At 45.2% G+C, this 12,212-nt stretch carries 11 protein-coding genes; 5 read left to right on the top strand and 6 right to left on the bottom strand.

The genetic code is table 11. From position 1 onward, the window contains the following. Positions 1 to 35: 35 nt before the first annotated feature. Both RAM70_RS15100 and RAM70_RS15095 read left to right on the top strand, forming a co-directional pair. A complete protein-coding gene (locus RAM70_RS15100; protein WP_149986108.1) occupies positions 36 to 653 on the top strand; it encodes a CP12 domain-containing protein in 618 nt (205 codons plus the stop codon). A gap of 97 nt (positions 654 to 750) precedes the next feature. Beyond that, entirely contained in the window at positions 751 to 1,257 is a 507-nt protein-coding gene (locus tag RAM70_RS15095) for a DUF1269 domain-containing protein (RefSeq protein WP_190380949.1), read from the top strand. Positions 1,258 to 1,455: 198 nt separating this feature from the next. Here the strand turns inward: RAM70_RS15095 and RAM70_RS15090 are convergent, their stop codons facing one another. Then, on the bottom strand, positions 1,456 to 1,947 hold the full coding sequence (locus RAM70_RS15090; protein WP_312674444.1) for a hypothetical protein: 492 nt from the start codon (positions 1,945 to 1,947) through the stop codon (positions 1,456 to 1,458). A 259-nt stretch (positions 1,948 to 2,206) separates the two neighbouring features. After that, positions 2,207 to 4,177 carry an acetate--CoA ligase gene (gene acs / locus RAM70_RS15085; protein WP_312674442.1) on the bottom strand — a complete coding sequence of 657 codons (1,971 nt, stop codon included), beginning with the start codon at positions 4,175 to 4,177 and terminating at the stop codon, positions 2,207 to 2,209. 251 nt (positions 4,178 to 4,428) lie between these two features. On the opposite strand from acs, the gene psaC reads away from it, so the two are divergent. Then, positions 4,429 to 4,674, top strand: coding sequence for a photosystem I iron-sulfur center protein PsaC (gene psaC, locus RAM70_RS15080; protein WP_002764973.1), 246 nt, complete (start codon positions 4,429 to 4,431; stop codon positions 4,672 to 4,674). Positions 4,675 to 4,916: 242 nt separating this feature from the next. Here the strand turns inward: psaC and RAM70_RS15075 are convergent, their stop codons facing one another. Further along, complete coding sequence (locus RAM70_RS15075) at positions 4,917 to 5,606, bottom strand: Uma2 family endonuclease (protein WP_312674419.1); 690 nt, start codon at positions 5,604 to 5,606, stop codon at positions 4,917 to 4,919. 75 nt (positions 5,607 to 5,681) lie between these two features. Here RAM70_RS15075 and RAM70_RS15070 point away from each other — a divergent pair, with 75 nt between their 5' ends. Next, a complete protein-coding gene (locus RAM70_RS15070; RefSeq protein ID WP_312674418.1) occupies positions 5,682 to 6,410 on the top strand; it encodes an ABC transporter ATP-binding protein in 729 nt (242 codons plus the stop codon). 2 nt (positions 6,411 to 6,412) lie between these two features. On the opposite strand, the gene RAM70_RS15065 is transcribed toward RAM70_RS15070, so the two are convergent. From RAM70_RS15065 to tnpB, 3 genes are all read right to left on the bottom strand, one after another. Continuing rightward, positions 6,413 to 7,183 (bottom strand): class II glutamine amidotransferase, encoded by a 771-nt coding sequence (locus RAM70_RS15065; protein WP_312674417.1) that lies wholly within the window; start codon positions 7,181 to 7,183, stop codon positions 6,413 to 6,415. A gap of 481 nt (positions 7,184 to 7,664) precedes the next feature. Further along, positions 7,665 to 9,275, bottom strand: coding sequence for a hypothetical protein (locus tag RAM70_RS15060; protein ID WP_312674416.1), 1,611 nt, complete (start codon positions 9,273 to 9,275; stop codon positions 7,665 to 7,667). 274 nt (positions 9,276 to 9,549) lie between these two features. Then, on the bottom strand, positions 9,550 to 10,746 hold the full coding sequence (gene tnpB / locus RAM70_RS15055) for an IS200/IS605 family element RNA-guided endonuclease TnpB (RefSeq protein ID WP_045357087.1): 1,197 nt from the start codon (positions 10,744 to 10,746) through the stop codon (positions 9,550 to 9,552). 340 nt (positions 10,747 to 11,086) lie between these two features. On the opposite strand from tnpB, the gene thrC reads away from it, so the two are divergent. After that, positions 11,087 to 12,196, top strand: coding sequence for a threonine synthase (thrC, locus tag RAM70_RS15050; RefSeq protein WP_061430419.1), 1,110 nt, complete (start codon positions 11,087 to 11,089; stop codon positions 12,194 to 12,196). The last annotated feature ends 16 nt before the right edge of the window (positions 12,197 to 12,212 follow it).

Genomic DNA, 12,212 nt, shown 5'->3' with positions numbered 1-12,212 from the left:
TAAAATAACAAAGGCACAACTTAACTTCTCCAACTATGACCATGAAAGCAGCTGAAATTATGACCACGGAGGTGGCCAAGATTAAAGGTTCTGAAACCGTCGCCAAAGCAGTACAATTGATGAGAGAAAAGAACATTAGAACTCTCATTGTCGATCGCCGTCACGATGAAGATGCTTACGGAATTATCACCGAAACCGATATTGTCTATAAAGTCGTCGCTTTCGGTCAAGATCCGCAAAAGGTGCGAGTCTATGAAGTGATGAGCAAACCCTGCATCGTGATTAATCCCGACCTCGGGGTTGAATATGTAGCTCGCTTATTTGCTAATACTGGTATTCGTTTCGCACCGGTAATTAAAGGTGATTTGCTCGGTGTTATCTCTGTTAGTGACATCCTCCATAAAGGTAACGCCGTCGAAAAGCCCCGCAGTCTTGATTTAGAAGCGGAGATTATCAAAGCTAGAGATATTGCCCGGGCAGTATGTGCTGAAAAAGGGGGAAATTCTCCCGATTGTGCTGCAGCTTGGGATATTGTTGAGGAATTACAGGCAGAATTGGCACACCAACGCGCTAAAAAACCGGAAAAAACCTATTTTGAGGAATACTGTCAAGAAAATCCCGATGCTTTTGAAGCGCGTATTTATGACACCTAATCTCCATGGGTTTCAGGTATCGGAGAATACCTCAAACTTTTTAATCCGGCAAAAGTAGTGTATAAAAGTTTTATTTACTAATAATCGAGGAAAAACTATGGCTGATCTATTTGTCATCGCCTATGAGGACGAATTTAAAGCAGAAGAAGTTCGTTTAACTTTGGCTAAACTGCAACGGGAACATCTCATCGAGCTAGAAGATGCCGCCGTAGTGGTTAAAAACAAAGATGGCGAGATTAAACTCAAGCAAGCGGTCAATTTAACGGCAGCGGGAGCCGCTAGTGGCAGTTTCTGGGGATTATTAATCGGAATGCTCTTTTTATCCCCTTTATTAGGGGCCGTCCTCGGTGCTGCTGGTGGCGCTTTGGGAGGTGCTTTAAGTGATATCGGTGTGGATGACAATTTTATGCGCGAATTGGGAGAAACCATGCAGCCAGGTACATCTGCTCTCTTTGTTCTCGTCCAAAAAGTTACCCCCGATAAGGTCCTCGATGAAGTGGCCCCCTACGGAGGTAAAGTATTACGCACTTCTTTGACCAAAACCGACGAAGCAGAATTACAGAAAATTCTCGACCAAAGAGGTGTTAAACCCGAACCCGTTTAGGATATGGATCCATAAAAGCCAGAAAAAGGGAATATATTTCCCTTTTTCCTTTTTTTAGGTAATTTCCTACTCTCATGAGGTAATTTGAAGTAGCCCGACAAAATTCAAGTTAATCCTAAGAGAAGGGAACAGGGAACAGCGACGATTAATTAACAGCCTTTCTCATAAAACTGTTATATAGCAATTCTCTTGCTGAGATTAGGGATTATTGTCGATAAAAAAACTTCTAAATCCCACAGCTAGTAGGGAACCACTTAAGACAGTTATCAATGTCCAAATTTGATTCTTTTGGGTTCCTTCGACTTTCTCTAAGCGTTTATTCATGTCATCAAATTTACTATCAAGAGTTTTAATATCACCTTTAACTTCCGTGAGTTCAATCTTTAAATCGGTAGTATCTTTTTGAACAGTTTTGACATCAGCTTTCATTTCCGCTTGTCCATTCTCGATCACCTTCAATCGATTGTCCACCTCAATCAGTCGAGTTTCCACGGTAGTGAGTCGATTGTCCACCTCAATCAGTCGATTGTCCACCTCAATCAGTCGAGTTTCCATGGTAGTGAGTCGATTGTCCATGGTAGTGAGTCGATTGTCGATCTCGTTGAATCGATGTTCGATTATCTTCTGTCCATTGAGGATTAAATCTTCTAGTCTTTTTAAATCATTATCGGTAGTAGTGGTGGTGGTCATTGATTAAACTCCTATAATTTCCCTTCGCTCTTATCTTTATCATTATACCAAATCCGTTTTTAATCCTGTGATTAACTCCCAAGTTATGGATTGTTTCTCCCCACTTCCCCACTTCCCCTATACCTTTTAAACAGGATTTATTATTAGCTATAGATTTGGTGCTTGAGCAAATATGTTCACCGATAATCACTCCCGTTAGAGTGAGATAAGATTAACTCTGATTCCTCACCCTAACTGCTAGGAAAAACCAGTAATTAAATTAGGCACCTTGCCGTAATTTATCCAAAACCGATCGATCTTCTAGAGTAGAAGTATCACCAGAAATCTCTTGACCTGATGCTAAAGTTCGCAAGAGACGACGCATAATTTTACCCGATCGCGTTTTTGGCAGTACATCGGTAAAACGGATTTCTCCCGGTCGAGCAATAATGCCAATTTCCTTGACAACGTGATCCTTTAATGCTTGCGCTAACTCCGGACTCGCTTCATAATGCCCCTCGAGAGTCACAAAAGCATAGACTTCTTCCCCTTTAATTTCATCCGGTCGTCCCACTACAGCCGCCTCTGCTACCGCGGGATGAGATACTAAAGCTGATTCGATCTCCATTGTCCCTAAACGGTGGCCAGAAACGCTCATCACGTCATCGACGCGCCCCATTACCCAGAAATAACCGTCTTCGTCCTGACGACTACCATCCCCGGCAAAATAGAGATATTGGCCATCTTTGGGGGCGATATGTTCCCAGTAGGTATTGCGGAAGCGATCGGGATTTTTATAGACTGTTCGCATCATACCGGGCCAGGGATGTTTGACCACCAGATAACCCCCCTCATTCGCTTGGGTGGGATTGCCCTCTAAGTCCACCACTTCGGCCATAATACCGGGGAAAGGTAGGGTTGCTGACCCCGGTTTGGTGGCAATTGCCCCGGGTAAGGGAGTAATCATAATTCCCCCGGTTTCCGTTTGCCACCAAGTATCGACAATCGGACATTTTTCCTTACCGATAACTCGGTGATACCACATCCACGCTTCCGGGTTAATCGGTTCTCCCACGGTTCCCAGTAAGCGCAAAGAGGATAAATCCCGGCTATTGGGGATATCTTCACCCATTTTGATAAAAGCGCGGATAGCAGTGGGGGCAGTATAAAAGATATTAACGCGATATTTCTCAATTACATCCCAAAAACAGCCTAAATTAGAGGGACGGGGAACCCCTTCATACATTACCGTGGTGGCACCGTTGGAAAGCGGTCCGTAAACGATATAACTATGGCCGGTAATCCAACCCACATCGGCAGTACACCAGTAAACATCGGTGTCTTTCAGGTCAAAAATCCATTTGCTGGTGACATGGGTGTAGAGATTATAACCGCCGGTGGTGTGGACGACTCCTTTCGGTTTGCCGGTGGAACCACTGGTATAGAGGATAAATAACATATCTTCGCTATCCATGGGTTCGGCCGGACAATTAGCAGATACCTGTTTTTGTAGATCATGCCACCAGTAATCGCGATCGGCAACCATATTGATTGCTTCCTTGCTGCGCTGAACAACGAGAACTTTTTCCACACTGGGGGCGCTATTATCGGCTAGAGCCAGATCTACCTGTTCCTTGAGGGCAACGACTTTATCCTTGCGGAAACCACCATCGGCAGTGATTACCACCTTAGCGGCCGCATCATTAAGACGATCGCGCAAAGCATCGGCACTAAATCCCCCAAAAACTACACTGTGGGGCGCACCAATTCTGGCACAGGCTAACATAGCGATGGCCGCCTCGGGAATCATCGGCATATAAATTCCGACCACATCGCCTTTTTTAACGCCTAATTCTTTTAAAGCGTTGGCAAATTGACAGACTTCTCGGTGTAGCTGTTCGTAGGTAATGGTGCGGCTGTCTCCCGGTTCTCCTTCCCAGATGATGGCGGCTTTATTGCGTCTCCATGTGGTGAGATGTCTGTCAATACAGTTGTAACAAATATTAATCTTGCCGTTGACGAACCATTTAGCAAAGGGGGGCTGCCAGTCAAGAATCTCTGACCATTTTTCAAACCAATGTAATTCTTTTTCGGCTAATTGGGCCCAAAAAGCTGGGGGATCGGCCTTGGCTTTGGCGTAGAGTTGCTGGTATTCTTCAAGGCTTTTAATGGTGGCATTCTGGGAAAATTCGGCACTGGGAGGAAACAGCCGATTTTCCTGTAGGATCGATTCGATCGCTATTTCTGTCATACTGGAAAACGAAATAAATTATCTTGCGATCCAGATTACCTTTTTCGGTTCCCCCCGTAACCCCGGCAAGCAATTCTTTAAGGCTATTTCTAGGATTAGCCGAGATGCGACCAGCGATCGCCATTTTGCCCAAGTGTTACAGAGTTTAAAGTTATGTCACCGATCGAGCGATGAACAGATCGCTGTAAGGTAAACTAACCGATAAACCCGAAATTTAACATGGAGAACACTCGGTAAGGAGTCATAATTCAATGTCTCATAGCGTTAAAATTTACGATACCTGTATCGGTTGCACCCAATGCGTTCGGGCTTGTCCCCTCGACGTGCTGGAAATGGTTCCCTGGGATGGCTGTAAAGCTGCCCAGATTGCCTCTTCCCCCCGCACGGAAGACTGTGTTGGTTGTAAGCGTTGCGAAACCGCTTGTCCGACGGATTTCTTGAGCATTCGGGTTTATCTCGGAGCAGAAACCACCCGCAGCATGGGTCTAGCCTACTAGGCCTGGCAATCATTCTGTGTTTAACATTTAGCGAAAACTAATCTTGTTAAGAGGACTAACCAGTCCTCTTTTTTTGTTAAGTAGGTAGGTGTTAAAAATTGTCAGATACCCCCCTTATTAAGGGGGGATTAAGGAGAGATCGGCACCCCCCTTATCAAGGGGGGCAGGGGGGGATCGAAGGCAAAATCTATCTTCTATTTAATTAGAACCACTTACTTATACTCCCGTCGCTAGTTCAAATTTTAGTTAGGTAATTCCCCAAAAAGTTGACGATATTTTTGCAGTTTTGCCTCCATTTCTACTAACTGCTGATTAGCCTGTTCAGCCCGTTGGCGTTCATTTTCAGCCCGTTGCTTTTCCTGCTCCAGTAGTTGATTAATTTCGCTGTAGGACAAAAATTGAGTACCATCAGGACGATAAATTTTTAACTCGTCGGTTAAGTCAAAACGAATGCCTAAACGGGGACTCACCCAATTATTAACCTCACTAACACTGTCTAAACTGTCACCAATTCGCTGCCAAGCTTCTAGACTATTATCATCGGGATCATAGACGTAGTATTCTTGGACTCCATAGCGATCATAAAATAGCAATTTTTTGGCCATTTCGATGGAGGTATTACTGGGAGAAAGAATCTCAAAGACGACTTGAGGAGCAAGATTATCTTCTTGCCATTGTTTATAGGAACCTCGATCCCCTTTCGGTCTGCCAAATACTACCATCGTATCAGGAGCATCGGCAATTTTCGGCTGGCCTTGCACGGGATACCACAACAGATCCCCCGCTACAAATACCTGGGGATCATCGATATATAACCAGTCGATATTCTGCTTAATCGTCACTATCCAGTTAAATTGTTTAGTATTATCTGCCATCGGTTTACCGTCGCTCTCAGGATAGATAATCTCGGTTTTGTTAACTTGACTAACCATGGGGAATACCTGCCGAACTCATTGGGCTATTTTTATTATATAATAAATTTGAACTAAGTAAGGAAAAGACCAATCTTGATTTTAGAACTACAGCAAGTAAATTTAGCTATCCGACGGGGCAGTGCTTATCTGTTAGAAGATATTACTTTTAGCATCAAGCAAGGAGAAAAGTTAGCTATTGTCGGAGCATCTGGGGCAGGAAAAACCACTCTTTTGCGATTGTTAAATCGTTTGCAGGAACCAAGCACGGGAAATATTTATTTTCAAGGTAAATCGATTAAGGAAATACCGGTTATTTCCCTGCGACAACAGATAGTTTTATTGCTACAAGAGTCGAAGTTATTAGGGATGACTGTTCGAGATGCTCTCGCTTATCCTCTGCAATTAAAAAAACTTAACCCTGCTGAAATTAATCAGAGAATTGACCGTTGGACATCCCTATTAAAAATTCCTGAACAGTGGTTTGAGCGCGGGGAGTTAGAATTATCTTTAGGACAAAGACAATTAGTAGCAATTACCAGAGCCTTGCTGTTAGAGCCGAGCATACTGTTATTAGATGAACCCACCTCTGCTCTAGATACAGGCACGGCCAGCAGGTTATTAGAAGTATTAAATAATCAAAGTTCAATGACGATAATTATGGTCAATCATCAACTGGATTTTTTAGAGGAATTTGCCGAGCGAGTCATTTATCTAGAAGCGGGGAAAATTGGCTCAGATTGCCTCGCCAATCAATTAGATTGGTTAGGGCTAAAAACTCAGTTAATTGACTTAGAAAAATCTCGACAAAGTGACCACTGGTAAGATTAACTTAAAATTGCTGCGCCCTCCTGAAAAACTAATAATTCTCCTGCATTAATCGGTGTCCAAACTTCATTATCAGTTAAGGGTGTAGTGGCAATAATTGCCACTTGATCGCCCAGACGAGCTAAAGCTTGAAAGTCAACGCTCACATCTTCATCAATTAAATGAGCAGCGGCAAAAGGATATTGCCGGATTATATAGCTTAATTTAGTTGAACAATGGGCAAAAAAGTGTTCACCATCGGATAAAAGATAATTAAAAATACCTTGACAAGCGATAGAGTTTGTGATAGTTTTTAGGACTGGATAGAGTTGTTCTAGGGAAGGTTTGCCCTGGGGAAAAGTCTCTCGCAGGGTATTAAGAATTAAACAGAAAGCTCTTTCCGAATCTGTGTCCCCAACCGGTTGATAAAAATCTCCCGCAGCCGGTGAGAAATTTTCTAAATTACCATTATGGGCAAAAACCCAATATTTTCCCCACAATTCCCGCCGAAAAGGATGACAGTTTTCTAGTTTAATTTCTCCTTGGGTGGCTTTGCGAATATGGGCGATAACATTGGTAGAATGGATGGGATAGTTTTTAATTAATTCCGCAATCGGAGAAGCGATCGAGGGTTTAACATCAATAAAAGTTCGACAACCTAAACCTTCAAAAAAGGCAATTCCCCAACCGTCTCGATGTTCGTCGGTTTTTCCTCCCCGCGCACAAAATCCCTCGAAGGAAAAACAGATATCCGTGGGGACATTACAATTCATGCCTAAAAGTTGACACATAGTTGCTTGAGTTTGAATATCAGATGCCAGCAAAATTACTTACTGCCAGCAGCCGTGACAGGAGACAGGAGAATTTTTTCCAGCTGCCTCTTGCCTATCCTAGCTAAGAAATTAATCTGGCACTAAGTAGCTAGGTGTTAAAAACTGTCAGACACCCCCCTTATCAAGGCTGACAGGGGGGATCAAACCCCCTCAAGGTAGGGTTGATTGTCGGTAGGTGTTAAAAACTGTCAGACACCCCCCTTATCAAGGCTGACAGGGGGGATCAAACCCCCTCAAGGTAGGGTTGATTGTCGGTAGGTGTTAAAAACTGTCAGACACCCCCCTTATCAAGGCTGACAGGGGGGATCAAACCCCCTCAAGGTAGGGTTGATTCATGAATCAACCCTACTATGAATCAACCCTACTATGAATCAACCCTAGGGGCAGGGGGGGGGAGATTCGGCTAATCTAAGAATAAGCGGTTTAAATGCGTCTTAGCTTACAACCTAGAAGAACAGCAAGTTTTCCATTTTTGGGCGATAGAAAGGATTAATTCTTTTTCTGCTTGGGGTAAATTGGCAGCCTGTCGGTCGATTATATCGCTTAATTCCCCGATAATCCGATCTCTACTTCTCTGTGCTAAAGCTATTTCTGTGATAACTCGATTTAAACTGCTGATAGCTTGCCAAGTTTGCGGACGTAATGACGGTTCTGCGGCAATGGGGGCAACCTCCAGGGAAGCGATACTATCGAAAGTTGCTGCCCGACTAAATCGGTGTAAAGTTTGGGCTAGGCTATACATTTCTTCCCCGTAGGCGAGGGAACGTACCACAGCAAAGGCTTTTTCGGCTTTTTCGGTGTCCTGTTGGTGAAGATACCAAAAACCGGCGGCGGCGGCGCGAGCAGGAGTATCTAGACGGATTTGGCTGTCAGCAAGAGAAAACAGTTTCGCCGACGCGGACGCATATTTTAACAATTGCCAATCGGAGGGATTTTCTGCCAGACGGGAGACGCGATAGATAATTTCTGCCTCTGGGAATTGCGGTAAAACGCGATTAACGGCGGCAAGGACAGGAATAAACTGGCGGCTGTACCGAAGGTATTGATTGAGGTTATTAATAGCTGTTTCCCAGTCTTGCTGTAACCATTGTTGTAGAGTCGAGGTTAACCCCGGCAGCGGTAGAAGGGTAATACGGGGAAAAAGTCGCCCTTGAGGGCCCGCCAAAAGCCCGATTAGCCAATTATCAAGACGGAAAAAGGCGAATATAAACACCACGCCCAACACCCCGCCCGACACCCCGCCCCACACCACGCCCGACACCACGCCCAACACCACGGACCGCACCCCGCCCGACATCACGCCCAACACCACGCCCGACATCACGCCCCACATCACGCCCCACATCACCCCCGACATCACCCCCGACATCACCCCCGACATCACCCCCCACACCCCGCCCCACACCCCGCCCCACACCCCGCCCCACACCCCGCCCCACACCCCGCCCCACACCCCGCCCAACACCACGATCAACACCCCCCCCAACACCACGCCCCACACCCCCCCCAACACCCCGCCCCACACCACGATCAACACCACGATCAACACCCCCCCCAACACCACGCCCCACACCCCCCCCAACACCCCGCCCCACACCACGATCAACACCACGCCCCACACCCCGCCCAACACCACGCCCAACACCCCCCCCAACGCCACGCCCCACACCACGCCCAACGCCACGCCCCACACCACGCCCCACACCACGCCCCACACCACGCCCCACACCACGCCCCACACCACGCCCAACGCCACGCCCCACACCACGCCCCACACCACGCCACCCCAATCAACAGAAAGTCCTAAATTTGCCGCTATGCTACAGATAATCAGAGGGGTAATTACAGTTAAGAGAAGACCCTGAATCCCTAGACGCAATTGTACGGGATGGTTATCGCCGCCGTCTCTCGTTTCCACATACCAGCGCACTGCTTGGGGAAAATAAAACACCCAGTACAACAGCAAAAGATAATCAAAGGGATTCCGTAAAGATAAATCGCGTCTGAGTTTAGGGGCGAGATTAATGGTGGGGACGGTGCTTTCCTTCATAATTTTTATCTCTGGCTATTTACCCGGTGATGGTTTATTAAGTAGGTAGGTGTTAACTGTCAGACACCCCCCTTATCAAGGGGGGCAGGGGGGATCAAACCCCCCTTATCAAGGGGGGCAGGGGGGATCAAACCCCCCTTATCAAGGCTGACAGGGTAGGGTTGATTCATGAATCAACCCTACTATGAATCAACCCTAGGGATTAAAGGGGGAGCCATCTTCAATTTAAATATAACCAGCTAAGTGAACTACTCTCAACAGAGTTGAGAGCTTCCTATTTCACGGGGGATTGCCTCAAGACGGACTTACGCCCAACTTTTGGTCTTACATCCCCTCTATAGGCAGTATCGCTAGTTCCTAACGACAATACTTCGGCTTTGCTCAGTACAAGTATCCGTAAGGCTTCATTTTTGATGTTTATCGCCGCATTTATATCACGATCATGGGTTGTTTTGCAATGCTCACAAGTCCATGTTCTAACATCAAGTGGTAAACTCGCTACTTGATTTAGACAGACATTACAAGTTTTAGAACTAGGGAAAAACCTATCAACTTCGATATAAGTTTTTCCTTCCCATTCTGCCTTGTATTTAAGCATTGTACAAAACATTCCCCAACCACAATCACTAATAGCCTTAGCTAAATTATGATTGCGTACCATGCCTTTAACATTGAGATTTTCTACCGCAATAACTTGGTTTTCGTTAACTATCTTACGGGATAGCTTGTGGAGAAAATCCTCACGACATCTTGAGATTTTAGAGTGAACTTTAGCTACTTTACGTCTAGCTTTTTGACGGTTGTTACTTCCCTTCTTTTTACGGGATAACTTTTGTTGTTTACGCTTTAAATTACGTTGATGTTTAGCTAAATGTCTAGGATTCTCATACTTACTACCATTGCTGGTAATGGCAAAATGAGTAAGTCCTAAATCAATTCCTATGCCTTTGCCATCCTTTGATGTCTCAGGCAACTCCAATTCGTCATCAACTAAAATAGAAGCGTAGTATTTACCGTCTGGAGTTTTTGAGATAGTAACGGTTTTAATTGTTCCTTCAAATTCCCGATGACGCACACAATAAACTAATCCAACTTTACCCGGTAATTTGAGGTAGTCACCTTCAAACTTGACATTAGCTGGATAGCTAATTGATTGCCTACCATGTTTGGACTTGAATCTTGGTAATCTAGCCCGTTTTTCAAAGAAATTTTGATAAGCTTGCGATAAGTTCAAAGCAACAACCTGTAAGCACTGAGAATAAGCATCTGTCAACCACTCATATTCTTTTTTGAGACTAGGCAATAGTCCCTGAATATAGTTTCGTGTTAGCCCTTTTCCTGTGGTTTTATAGGTTTCTTGGCATAAATTCAAGGAATAGTTCCAAAACCAGCGACAACAGCCGAAGCCTTTAGCTAAGGCTATTTCTTGCTCGGTATTGGGTTTTATTGTGAATTTATATGCTTTGTACATAGCTGTTATCAAGAATCTATATTTATGATAACACAACTTTATAGAATTGTCTATATGCTGGTCAGCATTCATCCCATCGCTAAAAGCGAGGGACTTCTGCTGACACTAAGTTAAATCAACTTCTGAAAGACAAAAAGGGCAAAAAATCAGAGTTTTAGCAATAAAATAACTATTTTTTGACCAAAAAAGTCATTTATTGGCTTTTATTGCCTTTTATCTCCCGGCATCCCTGTTTTAACCCCCATGAATCCCAATCGGGCGATCGAGATTAATTTTTTGGACTGCTTATTCGATAAAATAGGAAGCTGGGCCATCTAATCAAATCTGTATCCTTAAGGCTATGACAATTATTTCTCGATCGATCCCCCAATCACCCACTAAATCATCGTCTATCGGCGGCTGGCGCGGTTTGATCGAAGAATATCGCCAATTTCTGCCCGTAAGCAGTAAAACCCCTGTAATTACCCTCCTAGAAGGCAATACACCCCTGATCCCCGCCCCCTATCTCTCAGCACAAATCGGGCGCGATGTCAAGGTTTTTGTCAAATATGATGGTTTAAATCCCACCGGCAGCTTTAAAGACCGGGGCATGACGATGGCCATCTCGAAAGCTAAGGAAGAAGGGGCAAAAGCGGTGATTTGTGCCAGTACCGGGAACACCTCGGCGGCGGCGGCAGCCTATGCAAGAAGGGCCGGGATGCGGGCCTTTGTGATTATCCCCGACGGTTATGTGGCCTTAGGAAAATTAGCCCAGGCTTTATTGTACGGAGCGGAAGTCATCGCTATTAATGGCAACTTCGATGATGCCCTCAAGATTGTCCGCCAACTATCAGAAAATTATCCCGTAACTTTAGTCAATTCCGTCAATCCCTACCGTTTAGAGGGTCAAAAAACCGCCGCTTTCGAGATTGTCGATGTCTTGGGTAATGCTCCCGACTGGTTATGTATTCCCGTGGGTAATGCGGGCAATATTAGCGCCTATTGGATGGGATTCTGTCAGTATCACCAGATAGGTAAATGTGACCAGCTGCCGAAGATGATGGGTTTTCAGGCCGCCGGGGCCGCCCCTTTTATCTCTAAACAACCGGTTGACCATCCCGAAACCCTAGCCACGGCTATCCGTATCGGCAACCCCGCTAACTGGGAAAAAGCTTGGGCTGCTAGTCACGCTAGTCAAGGGCAATTTCACGCAGTCAGCGATGAGGAAATATTGGCAGCCTATCGGATTTTAGGGGGCCAAGAGGGGGTTTTCTGTGAACCAGCCAGCGCCGCTTCTGTGGCAGGATTATTAAAAGTGCATCAACAGGTTCCCGATGGAGCCACCGTAGTGTGTGTTTTAACGGGAAATGGCCTAAAAGACCCAGATTCGGCGGTAAAACACAGCAATAATCAACTAAAATCTGGTATCGCTCCCGAATTAACCCAAGTGGCTCAAATTATGGGCTTCTAAGCTAACGTTAATTCGG

Origin of the sequence: Microcystis wesenbergii NRERC-220, assembly GCF_032027425.1 — a bacterium.
Classification (GTDB): Bacteria; Cyanobacteriota; Cyanobacteriia; order Cyanobacteriales; family Microcystaceae; genus Microcystis; species Microcystis wesenbergii_A.
The sequence above is the reverse complement of the archived record's forward strand: the minus strand, read 5'-3'. Positions and strand labels throughout refer to the sequence as shown.

Excerpts from the sequence above, each read along its gene's own strand:
- RAM70_RS15100 (WP_149986108.1), top strand. The coding sequence starts at position 36 with ATGACCATGAAAGCAGCTGAAATTATGACCACGGAGGTGGCCAAGATT.
- RAM70_RS15095 (WP_190380949.1), top strand. The coding sequence starts at position 751 with ATGGCTGATCTATTTGTCATCGCCTATGAGGACGAATTTAAAGCAGAA.
- RAM70_RS15090 (WP_312674444.1), bottom strand. The coding sequence starts at position 1,947 with ATGACCACCACCACTACTACCGATAATGATTTAAAAAGACTAGAAGAT.
- acs (WP_312674442.1), bottom strand. The coding sequence starts at position 4,177 with ATGACAGAAATAGCGATCGAATCGATCCTACAGGAAAATCGGCTGTTT.
- psaC (WP_002764973.1), top strand. The coding sequence starts at position 4,429 with ATGTCTCATAGCGTTAAAATTTACGATACCTGTATCGGTTGCACCCAA.
- RAM70_RS15075 (WP_312674419.1), bottom strand. The coding sequence starts at position 5,606 with ATGGTTAGTCAAGTTAACAAAACCGAGATTATCTATCCTGAGAGCGAC.
- RAM70_RS15065 (WP_312674417.1), bottom strand. The coding sequence starts at position 7,183 with ATGTGTCAACTTTTAGGCATGAATTGTAATGTCCCCACGGATATCTGT.
- RAM70_RS15060 (WP_312674416.1), bottom strand. The coding sequence starts at position 9,275 with ATGAAGGAAAGCACCGTCCCCACCATTAATCTCGCCCCTAAACTCAGA.
- tnpB (WP_045357087.1), bottom strand. The coding sequence starts at position 10,746 with ATGTACAAAGCATATAAATTCACAATAAAACCCAATACCGAGCAAGAA.
- thrC (WP_061430419.1), top strand. The coding sequence starts at position 11,087 with ATGACAATTATTTCTCGATCGATCCCCCAATCACCCACTAAATCATCG.